Annotated in this window: 15 protein-coding genes; 7 read left to right on the top strand and 8 right to left on the bottom strand. The window is 47.8% G+C overall.

All coding sequences use genetic code 11. The features are described 5' to 3' along the window. Positions 1 to 12: 12 nt before the first annotated feature. A complete protein-coding gene (locus tag P1P86_04255) occupies positions 13 to 1,548 on the top strand; it encodes an AbgT family transporter (protein MDF1574388.1) in 1,536 nt (511 codons plus the stop codon). A gap of 66 nt (positions 1,549 to 1,614) precedes the next feature. Then, positions 1,615 to 2,928: a Na+/H+ antiporter NhaA gene (gene nhaA, locus P1P86_04250; protein ID MDF1574387.1), complete on the top strand. Its 1,314-nt coding sequence runs from the start codon at positions 1,615 to 1,617 to the stop codon at positions 2,926 to 2,928. Positions 2,929 to 2,998: 70 nt separating this feature from the next. Here the strand turns inward: nhaA and P1P86_04245 are convergent, their stop codons facing one another. Further along, entirely contained in the window at positions 2,999 to 3,766 is a 768-nt protein-coding gene (locus P1P86_04245) for a hypothetical protein (protein ID MDF1574386.1), read from the bottom strand. A 112-nt stretch (positions 3,767 to 3,878) separates the two neighbouring features. On the opposite strand from P1P86_04245, the gene P1P86_04240 reads away from it, so the two are divergent. Genes P1P86_04240 through P1P86_04225 form a run of 4 tightly spaced genes read left to right on the top strand, consistent with a single transcriptional unit; the run spans position 3,879 to position 9,332 of the window. Continuing rightward, positions 3,879 to 5,150, top strand: a complete 1,272-nt coding sequence (locus P1P86_04240; GenBank protein MDF1574385.1) for a hypothetical protein — start codon at positions 3,879 to 3,881, stop codon at positions 5,148 to 5,150. A 59-nt stretch (positions 5,151 to 5,209) separates the two neighbouring features. Beyond that, positions 5,210 to 6,526, top strand: a complete 1,317-nt coding sequence (ffh, locus tag P1P86_04235; protein ID MDF1574384.1) for a signal recognition particle protein — start codon at positions 5,210 to 5,212, stop codon at positions 6,524 to 6,526. A gap of 1 nt (position 6,527) precedes the next feature. Beyond that, positions 6,528 to 7,403 carry a tetrahydrofolate dehydrogenase/cyclohydrolase catalytic domain-containing protein gene (locus tag P1P86_04230; GenBank protein ID MDF1574383.1) on the top strand — a complete coding sequence of 292 codons (876 nt, stop codon included), beginning with the start codon at positions 6,528 to 6,530 and terminating at the stop codon, positions 7,401 to 7,403. Positions 7,404 to 7,439: 36 nt separating this feature from the next. Next, positions 7,440 to 9,332, top strand: coding sequence for a DUF3078 domain-containing protein (locus P1P86_04225; GenBank protein ID MDF1574382.1), 1,893 nt, complete (start codon positions 7,440 to 7,442; stop codon positions 9,330 to 9,332). 33 nt (positions 9,333 to 9,365) lie between these two features. Here the strand turns inward: P1P86_04225 and P1P86_04220 are convergent, their stop codons facing one another. Genes P1P86_04220 through P1P86_04210 form a run of 3 tightly spaced genes read right to left on the bottom strand, consistent with a single transcriptional unit; the run spans position 9,366 to position 13,158 of the window. Next, a complete protein-coding gene (locus P1P86_04220; GenBank protein ID MDF1574381.1) occupies positions 9,366 to 10,481 on the bottom strand; it encodes a tetratricopeptide repeat protein in 1,116 nt (371 codons plus the stop codon). A 22-nt stretch (positions 10,482 to 10,503) separates the two neighbouring features. Further along, the gene (argS, locus tag P1P86_04215; GenBank protein ID MDF1574380.1) at positions 10,504 to 12,285 is read right to left on the bottom strand and encodes an arginine--tRNA ligase; all 1,782 of its coding nucleotides are present in this window, start codon (positions 12,283 to 12,285) and stop codon (positions 10,504 to 10,506) included. A 57-nt stretch (positions 12,286 to 12,342) separates the two neighbouring features. Next, a complete protein-coding gene (locus P1P86_04210) occupies positions 12,343 to 13,158 on the bottom strand; it encodes a class I SAM-dependent methyltransferase (GenBank protein MDF1574379.1) in 816 nt (271 codons plus the stop codon). 301 nt (positions 13,159 to 13,459) lie between these two features. Here P1P86_04210 and P1P86_04205 point away from each other — a divergent pair, with 301 nt between their 5' ends. Further along, positions 13,460 to 14,575, top strand: coding sequence for a glycosyltransferase family 1 protein (locus P1P86_04205; GenBank protein ID MDF1574378.1), 1,116 nt, complete (start codon positions 13,460 to 13,462; stop codon positions 14,573 to 14,575). Here P1P86_04205 and P1P86_04200 read toward each other — a convergent pair. The 4 genes from P1P86_04200 to P1P86_04185 are packed head-to-tail and all read right to left on the bottom strand — an operon-like array spanning position 14,572 to position 17,130. After that, positions 14,572 to 14,796, bottom strand: coding sequence for a hypothetical protein (locus tag P1P86_04200; GenBank protein MDF1574377.1), 225 nt, complete (start codon positions 14,794 to 14,796; stop codon positions 14,572 to 14,574). The genes P1P86_04205 and P1P86_04200 overlap by 4 nt on opposite strands. Positions 14,797 to 14,836: 40 nt before the next feature. Beyond that, positions 14,837 to 15,835, bottom strand: coding sequence for an ABC transporter ATP-binding protein (locus P1P86_04195; GenBank protein ID MDF1574376.1), 999 nt, complete (start codon positions 15,833 to 15,835; stop codon positions 14,837 to 14,839). A 2-nt stretch (positions 15,836 to 15,837) separates the two neighbouring features. Continuing rightward, positions 15,838 to 16,848, bottom strand: a complete 1,011-nt coding sequence (locus tag P1P86_04190) for an iron ABC transporter permease (GenBank protein ID MDF1574375.1) — start codon at positions 16,846 to 16,848, stop codon at positions 15,838 to 15,840. Positions 16,849 to 16,857: 9 nt separating this feature from the next. Continuing rightward, entirely contained in the window at positions 16,858 to 17,130 is a 273-nt protein-coding gene (locus tag P1P86_04185; GenBank protein ID MDF1574374.1) for a hypothetical protein, read from the bottom strand. Positions 17,131 to 17,160: the final 30 nt, after the last annotated feature.

Below are 17,160 nucleotides of genomic sequence, written 5' to 3'. Positions count from 1 at the left end.
ATCATGGAAGGTATGAGTACAACAAAACGGAATAATTTCTTGCAACGACTGCTGGACTGGACGGAAAAGGCAGGCAACGCGCTTCCCCATCCCGCCACACTTTTTGCTCTTTTTGCCCTTTTTGCCCTGCTGCTGTCCTGGCTCGGACACGTGCTGGGTTGGGAGGCCATTCATCCGGCCACCGGAGAAATGGTCCGGACTGTAAATCTTCTGTCGCACGATGGCATACACCGCATATTGCTGGAGATGGTTGAAAATTTCACCAGTTTTGCTCCTCTGGGTATCGTTCTGGTGGCCATGCTGGGTATTGGCATTGCCGAGCAAAGCGGACTGATCTCAGCTTTCATTCGTCTCCTTGTATTAAATGCTCCGGGTAAGATTCTCACTTTTATACTGGTCTTTACAGGGATTCTTTCAAATATGGCATCCGATGTAGGATATGTTCTGCTTATACCCCTGGCAGGGGTCATTTTTCTTGCTGTGGGAAGGCACCCGGTAGCCGGTATGGCAGCCGCATTTGCCGGAGTCTCGGGCGGATTCAGCGCCAATTTAATATTGGGAACTGTCGATCCCTTGCTGGCGGGGCTCTCTACGGAAGCGGCTCAGATTCTGGATCCGGCCTATGAAGTCAATCCCACTGCAAATTACTATTTTATGGTAGCCTCCACCTTTATCATCGCATTTACGGGCACTTTTATCTCCGAACGGCTCATTGAACCGAGGCTGGGAAAATATAAGGGAGGGATAGAGTCAAAGGAACAATCCTTCGAGAAGTTATCGCGTACTGAAAAAAAGGGGCTCCTGGCAACCGGGATCACCCTGGCTGTGATCATGGGAATCACCTTCGCGGGAATCATTCCGGAAAATGGTTTTTTCAGGGGAACGGACGGGGCATTACTCAGCTCGCCGCTGATCAAAGGGGTCGTCGCTATGCTCTTTTTCACGGCTGGGGCTGTGGGGCTGGCCTATGGTTTTACGACGGGAAAATTTAAAAACGACAGCGATGTGATCAATGGCATGGGGGACTCCATGAAAACCCTCGCCCTGTATCTGGTGCTGGTTTTTTTTGCTGCCCAGTTCGTAGCCTACTTCAAGTGGAGCAACCTCGGAATCATTCTGGCTGTGAAGGGTGCCAATTTCCTGATGTCCTCAGAGATCGGGCTGATCCCGCTGATGATCCTCTTTATCCTCTTTTCAGCAACCATCAATATGCTTATGGGAAGTGCTTCTGCCAAATGGGCTATTCTGGCTCCCATTTTTATTCCTATGTTCATGATTTTGGGCTATTCCCCGGAGCTTTCCCAGGTTGTATACCGGATCGGCGACAGCGTAACCAATGTAATCTCACCCATGATGAGTTTCTTTGCTTTGATTATCGCTTTTATACAAAAATATGAACCCAAAGCCGGCATCGGAACCATCATTTCTACCATGATGCCTTACTCCATTGCCTTCCTGGTAGTCTGGATATTACTGCTGGTTGTATGGCTGCTCTTCGATATTCCGCTTGGACCGAATGCCACCATCCATTATATACTTCCCGGATAAAGAAGATATTTGCCCGTTTTTTATTTAAATTTAATCCGATAAACGGTCTCTCCTTAATTTAATCATATGTCTGCGCTTAAGAAAGTTGTACAAACCCCCTTTCAGAAATTTATCCGCATTGAGAGTCTGAGCGGCATGTTGCTCTTCGGAGCCACTTTGCTGGCCCTGATACTGGCCAATTCACCCTGGGCCGGCAGTTTTCAGTCGTTTTGGCAATACAAAGTAGGAATAAGCACCACCGGGTTTGAGCTGATAAAACCGCTGATTCTGTGGATCAACGACGGTTTGATGGCCATTTTTTTCTTTCTGATCGGACTGGAAATAAAAAGAGAACTGCTAATCGGGGAACTGAACTCCGTAAAAAAGGCCTCCTTCCCCCTTTTTGCAGCAATCGGGGGCATGCTGGTGCCTGTTGCACTGTTTCTGGTCCTGAACAGAAATCTCGAAAACTCACATGCCTGGGGCATACCCATGGCTACAGACATCGCCTTTTCACTGGCCATTCTGAGACTTTTGGGGAACAGGGTTCCGCTGGGACTCAAAGTGTTCCTGACCGCCTTTGCCATTGTGGATGACCTGGGTGCCGTAATGGTTATTGCCCTCTTCTACAGCGGAAGCATCCAGTGGACGCTAATTGCCATAGCCTCTGTGCTTCTTGCCATTCTTTTCTTCCTCTCCTATAAACAGATACACGCCAAGGGGCTTATCTTCTTCTTTGGCATCATCATTTGGGTTTTGTTTCTGAAAGCAGGAATTCACCCCACCATCGCCGGGGTACTGCTGGCATTCACCGTCCCCATCCGGCAAAAGATAGGTGTGGCTACCTACTATGAGAAACTATGCGAAATTGTGGATGACATTAAAGCAAGCGACAAACCCGGTTCGCCTCTCCTTACAAAACAGCAGATTGAAAATATTGACCACCTGGAGGACTGGACCGAGAAGGTTCAATCGCCTCTGCAACTTCTTGAACACAGGCTGCACAACTGGGTTGCCTATCTGATTATGCCTCTCTTTGCCCTGTCAAATGCCGGGGTGGCATTTAAAGGGGGAGGAAACCTGGATCTTAGCCTGGGAGGCATCATCGTGATCTGTTTAGTTGCAGGCAAGCTCATCGGGGTTATACTCTTCTCCTGGATCGGGGTGAAGCTTGGCTTTGCAGAACTTCCTGCTGAAGTAAACTTCAAACAGATTACAGGCATTGCACTTTTGGCCGGAGTTGGTTTTACCATGTCGATTTTCGTCGCTAACCTGGCATTCGGTGATAATCCCTTTCTCCTCGAATCTTCTAAGGCTGGTATCCTGGTGGGCTCTTTTATCGCCGGGATATCCGGTTATCTTGTCCTGAGATTTAACAGCAAAAAGCCCGGAAAAACCTGAAATAATAAACCGGCCCACCAAAGACGATTCATCAGCGGGCCGGGAGGAAAACCTAATCCACAAGCCAGGATTAGTCGATATAGAATCCTAATCGTATTTCGATCCGGTTAAAAATATCTGTATAGTCATACTCCTGGTTGTTCCAGTCGTATATTTCCTTATAAGAGGTCTCCTGGTAGCGGTAAAGCAGCTCCATATCCCAGGCAAAATGGGTCCGGGTCCTTATTTTTAGTCCAAGTCCCACTCCAAGCAGGGGACCGCCCGAATATTCATAGACAATATCATATTCAGAACGACCGGAGCTAAGTGGCAGGGCATATCCGCCTTTGGCCATCAAGTAGGGAACCAGTTCCGTACCTGGCAGCTCATACCTCGCATCAAAATAGAGAGGCACATAGGTAGTGGAAAGGAATTCCACACCCGTTCCGATCCCTGCAAACAGGCCATTGGGGGCAAGGTATCCATTCACCATTAACAGACTGAAAGGGGCTGCCTGGGAGTTGTGTGAGGACCCGGCCAGAAAGCCAATGGAGGTCATGTTTACAAAACCGGCATCGAAACCCACGGGCCCCTGAGCCTTGCGTAAAGCCGATTCAAAGGGTTCGGAGCTTATCTTCTCTACATCGGAAATCTGATAGTACCACAGGTTACCGCACAAATCTTCAATCTTTACATGATTTACGGGGTCAATTTCGGTTATTTTCCCCCTGATCACACTTCCCGATTTCAGGTAGACATGGTCTGTATCCTGCGCCAGCAGCCATGGAGATAAAAAACCCGACAGCAAAATGATCAGGGGGATTCTTTTAGGTGCTTTATAAAAGCCGAACTTTATCATCAGGGCTTTATTTCTGTCAGGATGAAGCCTCACAGGGAAAGGTTGCGTGAGCACGCAACCACGTATCACGACTCTGCATCTTAAGAGCAAAACAAGCTAAATAAAAGGCTATATGAAGCAGCTTCTCCTGATATTTTCCATGGCCGGCATTGCTCTGTCCTCCTGCGAAGACAGGCGCTTACAAAGCTACCTGGCCAATGTTCCCGTATATATGTCCTATGATGAGCTCCGCTCCTCTTTCGCGGTGACTGGAGGAGCAGACATGGAAAAACCGGGGAAGATCAGTTTTTACGGGTCTCATATCTTTATTAATGAATACCAGAAGGGGATCCATGTGGTGGATCTGAGCGATCCTGCTCATCCGGAGGCTGAAGCGTTTATTGAAGTGCCTGGTAATGTGGACATGGCCATACGAAATAATCTGCTTTATGCCGAAAGTTATACGGACCTGCTGATCATTGATATTTCTGAGCCGGAGCAGCCCCGGCTCCGGGAAAGAATTGAGGATCTGTTCGAATATATCATTCCTTCCTACGATTATGACTATCCCCTCGATGAAATTGATGAGGAGAAGGGGGTGATCACCGGGTTTCAGGTGAAGAAAATCACCAGGGAAGTACATAACTATCCCCAACCCTGGCCCGTATACTGGGCCTATGCGCTTGAATCAGGCTTTGCTCCTGCCAGAGGCGGAGCAACAAACAATAGCTATGGGGTGGGAGGTTCCATGGCCCGTTTCATTACTTATGACGACTATCTTTATGCCCTTTCGGAAAGTTCCCAGAAGCTGAAGAGCATTAATATCTCCAATACAGACAAGCTGATGGTGGAGAGTGAGCTTTGGCTGTGGGGAGGAGTGGAAACTCTGTTTATTGCAGATGCTTTTCTCTATGTGGGAACATCCAGTGGCATGCATATTCTGGATCTGGCCAATCCCGGATCGCCGAATATGCTCTCCACCTATCAGCATATTACCGCCTGTGATCCTGTAGTTGTAGAAGGAGACAGAGCCTATGTGACCCTTCGTTCGGGAAATGCCTGCGGAGGAACCCTGGATCTGCTTGAGGTGGTGGATATCTCTGATAAACTGAAGCCCGAACGGCTCGCCTCCTTATCTATGACTGAACCCTACGGACTGGGAATCGATCAGGGAACCCTCTTTGTATGCGAAGGGGAATTTGGCTTGAAGGTGTACAACGCCAGGTATGAAAACAGCATTACTCCCCATTTAATCTCAGCATTTCCCGGGATTCACGCCTATGATGTAATTCCTCTGGAAAGCTTTCTGTTTATGATCGGGGAGGATGGTTTCTACATTTATGATTACTCTGACCTGGACCATATATCCATTCTGGGCAGCCTGCTGGTAAGCCCCTCGGAATAGAAGTGGAAATATGAGTGATTTTAGCTATTTTTGCAGCTTGATCACAGAATCGACTGCAAATGTTTGAAAATCTATCAGAAAGGCTTGAGCGCTCCTTTAAAATGCTCAAGGGACAGGGACGGATCACCGAGATCAATGTGGCGGAAACCCTGAAAGATGTGAGAAGGGCACTTCTGGATGCCGACGTCAACTTTAAAATAGCCAAACAGTTTACCGAAGAGGTCAAGGAAGCGGCACTGGGTCAGGAAATCCTGACTTCCCTGAAGCCCTCGGATATGATGGTCAAGATTGTCCATGACCATCTGAGCAAACTTATGGGAGGCGAAAATGTCGCCATCAATCTGAAAGGAAATCCCACAGTTATTTTGATTGCCGGATTACAGGGTTCCGGTAAGACCACTTTTGCTGGGAAACTGGCCAATCACCTGAAAAATAAGCAGGGAAAGCAAGCCCTGCTTGTGGCAGGTGACGTTTACAGGCCTGCAGCCATAAACCAGTTAAAAGTTGTGGGCGATCAGATCAGTGTTCCGGTCTACACGGAGGAGGGCAACATGAACCCGGTTAAAATTGCAAAAGCTGCTGTTAAAGAGGCGAAGCAAAAGGGATATAATACAGTGATTGTCGATACTGCAGGACGTCTGGCCATTGATGAAGAGATGATGAAGGAGATTGCTGCCATAAAAGAGGCGGTCAATCCCCACGAAATTCTTTTTGTGGTCGACTCCATGACCGGTCAGGATGCCGTGAATACAGCCAGAGAGTTTAATGACAGGCTCGATTTTGATGGCGTGGTCCTGACCAAACTTGACGGGGATACCCGTGGTGGAGCCGCTCTATCCATTCGCTCTGTGGTTGACAAACCAATCAAGTTCGTGGGAACGGGTGAGAAGATGGATGCCCTGGATGCCTTTCATCCGAAACGGATGGCCGACCGGATTCTTGGAATGGGAGATATCGTTTCGCTCGTGGAGAAGGCCCAGGAACAGTATGATCAGGAAGAGGCCCGTAAACTGCAGAAAAAGATCGCCAGGAATCAATTTGATTTTACTGATTTCATGTCTCAGATTCAGCAGATCAAAAAGATGGGCAATATCAAAGACCTGGCCGGCATGATCCCGGGCATGGGAAAAGCCATGAAGGACCTGGATATGGACGATGATGCCTTCAAAGGGATAGAGGCCATCATCAATTCCATGACCCCTGAGGAACGAACAAACCCGGCTCTTTTGAATGGAAGCAGGAGAAAGAGAATTGCCTATGGCAGCGGAACTACTGTTCCGGAGGTAAACCGGCTGGTCAAACAATTTGATGAGACCAGAAAGATGATGAAGATGATGACTTCCGGTAAAAAAATGCGCATTCCAAACATGAAATAATATGCATCTAATTGATGGCAAAGCCACCGCAAAGGCATTCAAACAAGAGATCAAAGCAGAAGTGGATTCTATGATAAGGGCCGGTCAGAGGCCCCCGCATCTGGCAGCCATCCTGGTGGGTCATGACGGAGGCAGCGAAACCTATGTGGCCTATAAGATCAAGGACTGTGAAGAAGTGGGCTTCCGTTCCACCTTGATCCGTTTCGAAGATGAGGTAGAAGAGAATCTGCTTCTGGATAAGATCCGGGAGCTCAACGAAGATCCTGAACTGGACGGCTTTATTGTTCAGTTGCCACTGCCAAGCCATATCCATGAACAAAAAGTCATTGAGACCATCGACCCTCGAAAAGATGTGGATGGTTTTCACCCTGTAAATGTGGGGCGAACAGTGATCGGACTCCCCTCTTTTATCTCGGCTACCCCTTTTGGAATTATCGAATTGTTGAAACGGTACCACATCGGGACTTCAGGCAAGCACTGCGTGGTGGTGGGCAGAAGTAATATTGTGGGAAGGCCCATGAGTATCTTAATGTCGCAGAAGTCAATGAATGCCACCGTCACTGTGGCTCACAGCCGCACACAGGATCTGGAAGGCCTCTGTAAATCTGCCGATATACTGATCGCTGCTCTGGGATCGCCGGGTTTTATCAAGGCCGGTATGGTCAAAGAGGGCGCCGTGGTGATCGATGTGGGAACAACCCGGGTCCCTTCCCCTGAAACCAAATCAGGTTTCCGCCTCAAAGGGGATGTGGTTTTTGATGAAGTTGCACCCTTGTGTTCCTATATTACGCCTGTACCGGGTGGGGTTGGGCCCATGACCAGGGTATCGCTGCTCAGCAATACAGTTCTCGCCGCCAAGGGAAATATATATAGTTAGCCATCCGTTAATCAAGCGGAATCTAAACACGCAAGAATGAAACAACTATCGTTGTTGGTGCTGGCCAGCCTGATGGCCTGTACCCTGTCAGCACAAATAAGAACCAATCCGGATTCAGGCAGCGCCGATTCTATCAAGAGCAGTCCTCAGTTCAGTACCCTAGCAGCCCAGGCCTTTGTGGAACAAGTGGTTCAGACGGATGCTCACTGGCAGGCAGAGGAGGATTCTTTAAGAAAAGCTCTCCAGCGCCTTCTGGATCACAGCATTGAACCCTTCGACTCGGTACGACACAGACTCCTGAAAGAAGATTTTAGGCTGATTGCAGTCGAGGCTGGAGAACCGGTGCTTTCCGGAAGCAGTGATGTGAAATGGGTGAATGATTCGACCTTTCTGGTGGATCCGGGTGGATGGAGCCCTGACCTATACCTGAGAAAAGAGATCCGGCTTATCTATCCCGGTCCCGGGACTCCGGATATATCTGAAGATACTGCTGTTGTATCTGATTCCTCACCGGTCGTCGAAACTCCTCTCCCGGTTCCCGATACGCTTATCATCTCGATTATTGACAGTTCCGCCCTGAAGTCCCTGGGGATTACCCTGCACTCCATCCGCAATAATCAGATTATTCCATCCCTGGATACGGAAAAAAAGCCAGGCCATTTGTCCGAGGATAAAAGCAAGGTTTTTTATTACATGCCCGGGCTGGTCTGGAAGGCTCCTGAGGATTCACCTTTTCAGTTTTTGGAAGGAGAAAACCAGCTCGATTCTCTGCAATATGCTGTGAACAAACTTCTTGATTATACCAGCGAACGTGACTCAAGTATCCTGTGGATAAATGATATGTATGGAAACAGGATCCCGTTCTGGCTCACCAGGGGAGACGAGGAAGCATACCGGGTCTGGGTGAAAAACTATAACAAAGACTCCATCACCATCTGGATCGGAAATCCCGGGCCCAATGAGATCAGCCTCCTGCTTGAAGACGATGTAAGTATCAGCCGCCTGATGAAAGAGGATATCCATTATCTTCCTGAATTTGTGCAAATGCCCGAGCTATCCCTGGTCACCATGGACCGGCTTGAACCGGACCCCGTTTACTGGAATTATGATTTCGGAAGTTCTTTCTCCCTGAACCAGAGCTACCTGAGCAACTGGACCAAAGGAGGAGAGAGCTCCTTCTCCACCCTGATAGACCTGCTTGGGGAAGCTACCTATAATAACAATGCGGCCAATACCAAATGGTTCAACTCCATACGGATCAATTTTGGAACTCTGAGTACAAAAGAGAACGGTTTTCGTAAAAATCATGATCTCTTTGAGATCAACTCCAAATTCAACAGAAATGCTTCCGGAAAAATCGGGATGAGTGCCACCTTTTACATGAAAAACCAGCTGGCCAAAGGTTATAATTACCCCAACGATTCGGTGGTGGTCTCCAAATTCCTGAATCCGGGCTCCCTGACTTTAGGTCTGGGTGTGGAATATAAACCCATCAAGAATACAAGTATAAACATGGCCCCCCTTTCCTACAAGAACACCTTTGTCCTTGACACCGCCCAGATCGATCAGACCAAGCACGGTATTGAGGAGGGCAGGAGAGCCAAACAGGAGATGGGGGCGCAGATCGTAGTTAACAACAAAGTAAGTCCATTCAAGGATCTGACCATAGAAAACCGAATCAGATTGTTTTCAGGCTACCTGGATAAACCCCAGAATGTGGATGTGGACTGGGAACTGATCCTGGATCAGAGAATCAATTGGTTCTTTACGGTCCGGATCAACCTCCACCTGATCTATGATGATGATATACGATTCGCGGTGCTTGATTCGGAAGGTTCGCCCATCCTCCTGCCCGATGGCAGCGGGAAGAAGGTGGCCCGGACCCAGTTCAAAGAGTTTATCGGTTTGTCGCTGCAGTTTAAATTCTGAGACATGGGTACTGTGCCGCAGGGCTTCTTCTGCTTACTTCATCTGAAGCTGGTTATAGAGCTGGAATAAGATGGAAGCTGCCTCCTCCTTTTGAGGGTTCAATTCATAGGATCTTTCCAGCCATTTGATAGCTTCCCTGAATTTTTCCAAATAGAGCTCCCTGGCACGGAGATATTCATTGTTTTCCAAAATATGAGAAGCCGATTCACGAAGTTCGATCCCGATATTGTAATAGCTCAAACCCAGGTGGTAATACAATTCTGCTTCATCAGGGTATATATTTACGGCCTTCAGGAAATTTTCTATGGCCTCCTCATTTTGTCCTGTCTGCTGGAAGACCAGTCCTCTTGCCCAGAGAAACCTGAAGTTGTCGGGCCTGACAACAATGGCACTGTCCAGAACAGTGATCGCAGTTTCGGCTCTGCCTCTGCTGACCAGATTATTGACCAGGTACATCACCATCGATTCCTCGTACCGGTAGATTTTCACCCCCTCCATCAACACCTCATCGCTGCCGATAGTATCTCCTACATTTAAAAAGGCCATGGACAGAAGCAGACTGGCCTTGCTTGAATAAGCATCTTCATGCAGTCCGCTTAAATACGCAGTGGCTTTCTCCCAGTTTTTACTTTCATAGGCGGCCATGGCCGTATTATAAACCAGGCTGGTATCCGTTTTAGCCGAGATCAGATCACTTTTCGCAAGTAAAAGTGCATGCTCGAATGCACGAAGGGCTTCCTTAAAATCCCCTTTTTTATAGAGCTTCTCCCCCAGGGACCTGAAATCGTTCGAAAGGAGATAATAATTCTGCCTGATGATGGTGTGCAGGCGCTCTCCTGCATCCAGCTCCAGGGCTTTCTCATAGGCATCGTAGGCCACGTAGAGCTGATCGGGGAAGAGATTGATCAACTTGGCGTCATTTTTTTTCACTCCGGCTTCATAAGCCGTCTGACATAACCATCCTTTGGTGTAGTAGGTCCGGGGCCATCGGGAGGTTTTATCGTTCCATATGGCCAGCTCGATAAACTCCTTAGCCTCCTCATACTTTTCACCATCTATCAGCTGCTTCACTGCCATCACCCTGCTTTTCTGACCTGCTACGGTGACTGCCATACCCATAATTAGTAATATCAGAATGCTCTGCTTCATCTTAGTAACTTACGATTGGGACCTACATTCGTTCCGGGACTTCAATACCCAGAAGCTCCATGCCCGATTCAATCATATTACCGGCAGCCTCTGCAAGCAGCAGGCGCTGAATAATTTGTCCCTTCGTCCCGGCAGTGAGAATACTGTGGTCGTGGTAGAACTGATTAAATTCTCTGGCCAGTTCATACAGGAAATTGGCAATAAGCGACGGATTCAGGGTTCTGGCTGCTTCGTTGAGTATTTCAGGAAAATCGTGCATCATACGGATCAGGGCAATCTCTTTATCATTCAGTTCCTCAGGCACTCCTCCCTTCTGCTCTCCGGCCCCTTTTCTCATAACACTACGGATGCGGGCATAAGTATATTGTATAAAAGGTCCGGTATTCCCGTTAAAATCAACAGATTCCCTGGGATCAAAGGTCATGTTCTTTTTAGGATCGACCTTCAGAATAAAATACTTCAGGGCCCCCATCCCCACCTGCCTGAAGATACGATTTTTCTCTTCTTCGCTGAAACCCTCCAGTTTACCCAGTTCTTCCGACATCTGCCGGGCGGTGAGTTCCATCTCATCCATAAGCTCATCGGCATCAACCACGGTGCCCTCTCTGGATTTCATTTTTCCTTCGGGCAGTTCAACCATTCCGTAAGAAAGATGATAAAGCTTATCAGCCCAGGCATATCCCAGTTTTTTCAAGACAAAAGCAAGAACCTGGAAGTGGTAATTCTGTTCGTTTCCAACCACATAAATATGCGAATCAAAGGCCGACTCCTTATACCGCTGGTGTGCAGTCCCCACATCCTGGGTCATATAGACCGAGGTTCCGTCGGAGCGAAGCAGCAACTTATGATCCAGTCCCTCATCCTCCAGGTTGGCCCAAACCGAGCCATCCTCTTTCTGATAGAGGGCTGCTTCCTGAAGCCCTTTCAGTACAATTTCCCTGCCCAGCTTATAGGTCTCTGACTCATAATATGTTTTATCAAAGGAAACCCCCAGACGCCTGTATGTTTCTTCAAATCCTGCATACACCCAGTTATTCATGGTGGACCAGAGTTTTCTGATCTCAGGATCTTCAGCCTCCCATTTTCTGAGCATCTCCCTAGCTTCCAGCAGAACCGGAGCCGAGGCCTCTGCCTCTGCCTTGCTTTTTCCCTGTTCCATGAGTCCCTGAATCTCTGCCTTGTATATCTGGTCGAACCTGACATAGTAGTCACCCACCAGATGATCGCCTTTCTTTCCCGTCGATTCCGGATCTGCACCCTTGCCCTCCATCTGCCAGGCCAGCATCGACTTACATATGTGGATTCCCCTGTCATTCACAAGGTTAACCTGCACCACACGCTTACCGGCAGCTTTCAGGATTCGCGCCACTGAATGACCCAGGAGATTGTTTCTGATATGTCCCAGATGCAGCGGTTTATTGGTATTGGGAGAGGAATACTCGATCATGACCAGTGGTGATTCCTGGTCCACCTGAAGGGTGCCAAAAGAATCGTCCTGCAGATCGCCTGCCAGGAAATCCTTCCAGTACTGCTGTGCTACCACCAGATTCAGGAAACCTTTGATCACATTAAATTGAGATACCAGGGCAGAATGCTCCAGGAGGTAAGTGCCAAGCACCTTTCCGGTCTCTTCCGGAGAAAGTCTGGAATGCCGGAGCAGCGGAAACACAACCACTGTGAAATCACCTGTAAATTCACGCTTGGTTTTCTGGATCTGAACGTTTTCCTCTTCCAATGGGTATCCCCACTTCTCCCTGATCGCCTCCACAACAAGGAGCCTGATGATTTGATCGATTTTCTGCATCTCTTTTTATGAAATGCAAAGATAAAAAATGAAACCAACTTAACGTGACAATCTTCCTTAAGCATGAACTCCGTTAAACACCATATATTTTTTATGGTTCCGAAGCTCCTTCAGGTAAAGCCTGACCAGGATGGCCAGGGTTGCCCTTAGCAGGATAAACATGGCCCAGCTTCGGTTTTCCTTTGGTATCCAGCTCCTGTGCCCCTCATACCCTTTCATAATTTCAGGGCTTATGTCTCTGGATGAAAGATAGTTCAGCTTGTTTCCGGCGGCATAGTTCCGGTAATCATTTTCGTGGGTATGGTGCAGCAACATGGTCTTTTTCCACCACCATAGCGACCTTCCGCGATCTCCCGTTCGCCGCAGGATATCCGCCACCACAAATCTGCCGTCTGGTTTCAGAACCCTTTTGATCTGATTAAAAAAAGCATTCTTATCCGGATAATGCAAGGCACTTTCAATGCAGATAAGAATATCGATCGAAGAATCCTCGATATGTTCCAGTCTTTGGGCATCATCCTGGAGGAATATTGTTCTGGAGCTTCCCATATGCGCCCTGGCGATCTCCAGATTCTCTTCATTCAGATCAATCCCAATGATGTTTACCGTTTCATTTAATGTGGAGATATATTTGCAGTTTGCACCGTTTCCGCAACCCACCTCCAGCAGAAGTTTATCTGACAAATCACCCAGATTTTCAAGGCAATGATTTACCAGATTGATCTGCCGTTGAACAAAAGATTCATTCTCCTGAATATAGAAGGGGAAATGCAACATCAGCTCCCTGCCATAGACGGTTCTGTAAAGATCATTCAATAACCTGTAGTACCACTTAAATGAGCCGGCACCCAACAAATATTTAATAAGTTTCATAGTAAATATTTTCAGCAAGTTATTGATTATTCGCCTAAGCAAGAAATCAGAACAAAAAAGACCCCCCGGCGGGCGCCAGGGGATCTTAAAACTAAACTAACCCTAAAACTAAATCTATGAAAAGAAATGTAGAATTTAAAGAACGAAATTATCTATTTGATAATCAATAATGTTTCTACATTTTTATAACGTGCAAATTGCAAAAAAGTTGCACTAAATTTTGAAAATTTTCTTTAAAAATTGTTAATATTTTTTGCTGTATCTTTAACAGTTAGACACGCTCTGGATACCAGGGTTTAAAATGTCGTCGCAATATCTTCATATAATCTCCTTCAATATCCCCTATCCGGCCGATTACGGAGGTGTCATAGATGTTTATTATAAACTGCAGGCTCTCTCACAGGCCGGGATCCGGATTATTCTCCACTGTTTTCAATACGGGCGAAAATCTTCCAAAGAACTTGAAGATCTTTGTTTCAAAGTTTATTACTACCCCAGGAAGAAAGGGATAAAATACCTTTTGAACTCGGATCCTTATATTGTAATTACAAGAAAATCAAATACCATGCCAAAGAATCTTCTCGGAGATGCATTTCCTGTACTTTTTGAAGGACTTCATACTACCGGCATGCTGCTTCTGGCCATTCAGGCCAGGAAGAAAACCCTGGTGAGGGCACACAACATAGAGCACGAATACTACCGGGGACTGGCCCGGTCGGCCCGGAATCTCTATCATAAGCTTTTCTTCCTGTCGGAGTCCGTGAAGTTAAAACCTTATGAGAAAATAGTCCGGCATGCCGACCATATCCTTTCCATAGCCAAACATGAAACCCGATATTTTAATAAGCAGTACGGGAATGCCACATTCATCCCGGCATTTCACCGCTTTGAAGAGGTATTGTCCTTACCCGGACGGGGTACCTACATCCTCTATCATGGAAATCTGGGGGTGGCCGAGAATTCTGAGATGTTTCTATCTCTGGCCCGGGAGAGCCTGGCTGGCCTGCCTTACCCGGTAGTGGTTGCAGGAAAAAATCCTTCCCGAAGATTTCGCAGGCGTCTTTCCCGATATAAGAATATCCGGCTGCATGCGGATCCCGGGGACCAGGAACTGGACAGCCTGATTGCCCGGGCACAAATCAATCTGCTTTTCACTTCCCAGGCAACAGGAATTAAACTCAAACTGCTGCATGCACTTTTCATGGGCAGACACTGTCTGGTAAATCCGGAAACAGTCGAGGGAAGCGGACTGGAAAAACTGTGCACGGTGGCCACATCGGATCACGAACTGGAACTGCAGCTTCATGATCTTATGATTCAGCCCTTTGATGAAGAGCAGATCAGAGAAAGGGAAAAGGCCCTGAAGGAGTTTTCCAACAGAGCCGGTGCGGAAAAGATTCTCAGATTACTTTCCTAATTTTCTTCCGGTTCATTTCTGAAGGGCCGGTCGGGTCTGTCCAGAATTGAGAATATCAGTACGATGACAGCCGCAGCAGCCAGGATTACCATCAAAGATTTGAACATCCTGGCGATCAGATACTCTATATCGATCACATCCCAGATGCCGAGAATGGCGATTAGAGAAAAAAGAAGCACAAGGACCGATAAAGTATAAGCAATAGTTCTTTTGATCTTCATAATCCGGATATTTAGTTTGCGGACTTAAATTACTGAATAATTATTCTTGTATCAAGAACCGGGCCATGGAATAAAGGTTTTCAAAGCGAAGAGGACTTCCCTTTCCATGTAAAATCCAGGACAGCCCGCCCGGTGAGGAGCTGATATGTATTTTCAGAACGGATTCCTTATCCACCCGGTATCCCAGTCTTTCCAGGGCACTGCGGGTCCATATAAGGGCCTCCCCCTGTTCGCCCGACAGGCTTATACTGCCTTTCTGCAAGGCCGAAAAGAGGAACCTTCCGGCGCGCTCATCAAAGGTGATCCCCGAACTGGAAAAAAGGACATCGAACAGACCTGAAAGTCCAAGGTCCTCGGGGGCACCCTCCTCTACCCTGTCCTTGTGAATAACCCACATTTTATCGACACACTGCATGGCCGTTTCCAGATCATGGGTGGAGTAGATAATGGATTTACCACTATCCCTGAAACGGCTCAGAAGACGGACCAGCTCGTAAGTATTTGGAATATCAAGGAAAGCGGTGGGCTCATCCAGGACCATGACCGGAGTATCCTGAACCAGTGCACGGGCAATCATGGCCCGCTGCCTTTCGCCGTCACTCAGATTCTCCAGGCGTCTCCCGGCAAAGGGGAGAAGCTGCACTTCCCGAAGAGCTTCCTGAACCAGCATTTTATCTTTGGAGCTTAGCCTTCCCATCCATCCGGTATGGGGCATTCTGCCCAGGCCAACCAGTTCTCTCACGGTCAGGGAGGGAATTTGCGTGAGCTGGGAAGAGACAAAGCTGATTCTTCTGGCTCGCTGCGGCAGACTGTATTCTTCAAAAGGGGTCCCGTCAAAGACACAAGCACCTTCCAGAGGCTGCATTAAGCCGATCATCGATTTTAAAAGAGTGCTTTTCCCTGTCCCGTTCCTTCCGATCAGTGCGACCATCTCACCCCGGTTGACCGACAGGCTCAGTTCTCTCAGAAGTGCATGATCCTTCCTGTAACCAATGGCAAAACAATCGAGCGATATAATTGGATCGGCCGGGGAGTTCATGATCAGAGTGATTGAGCTTTTCTGTTCATCAGTACCAGCCAGATCAGCACCGGGATTCCAATCAGTGAGGTAACCGCATTGATGGGTAAGATTTGCTCCGTACCGGGCAGTCTTGAAACAATATCACTGAACAGCATGACCACCATCCCGGTCAGCATACTGGCAGGTACCAGCACCCTGTGGTCGGAACGTTTCAGCAGGAATCTGGCCATATGCGGGACTGCAATGCCTATGAAGCCGATGGGACCGCAAAAAGCAGTGATGGTGCCAGCCAGTATACTGGTAGTCGCAAAGATAACAAGACGGGTACGTTGTATACGCACCCCCATGCTCAGCGCATACTCTTCTCCCAGCATCAGGCCGTTTAATACTTTTGAGTATACCAGGGTTACCAGCAAGAGCGGAAGGATGGCCCAGGCCATGATGCTTAATTGAGCACCGCTCACATTTCCAAGGCTTCCCATGCTCCAGATCACAAAGGATTTCAGGGCCGAAGCCTGGCTGAAATACTGCATGATACTGATGATGGCAGCTAATCCGCTTGAAAACATGATGCCCAGGATCAGGATGGTCATCACATCCTTAATCCTGTAAGAGACAAACAAGAGAAGCAGCATCACAGTCCCCGCTCCGGTCCAGGCGGCAATGGCCAGACTCCAGGTGCCCACTATACCGGTGGCTCCCGCACCCAGCACCACCAGAGCAGCTCCAAAACTTGCACCAGAACTAATCCCCAGCACATAGGGGCCTGCAAGCGGATTCCGGAAGAGAGTCTGCATCTGCAATCCGCATACAGGAAGGGCAGCTCCGGCCAACAGGGCAGTCGCCACGCGTGGAAGTCTGAATCTGGTTAAAATGAGCAATTGCTGATCGGAAAGCACCGATTTTCCAATTAACTGTCCCAGCATATCGGCCAGGCTTATGGAGATGCTGCCCAGGCCTATGTCCAGGACAAACAGGAGTATTAAAAGCAACCCCAGGGTATAGAGAACAATAACACTTCTGGACCAGATAATCACCTCCTACTTTTTTAAATCCTCCACCACTTCGGCAAGCTTCAGGAGATCTAGCTCAATCTGCTTGTAATGTGCCTTCAAAGTGGTGGATTCGGCATCTGTTTCAGGATGGTTGGTCCTCAGAATAAGATCATTTCTTAAGAGCACCAGCTTACTGATCACATCATCGAATTTATCTTCTGAAAGATCATCCGTATAGTGCCGGTAGGAAAAACACTCCTGCAAAAGATCAAATGCAAACTTGTTAATATCCTTTTTCAGTATTCTGATGCTTGCCATGGGTAGTGGTTTTGAATTACCCAAAAGTAA

Source organism: Bacteroidales bacterium (assembly GCA_029210725.1).
Taxonomy (GTDB): domain Bacteria; phylum Bacteroidota; class Bacteroidia; order Bacteroidales.
Note: the sequence above shows the minus strand (reverse complement) of the source record. Positions and strands in the feature narration are given on the sequence as shown.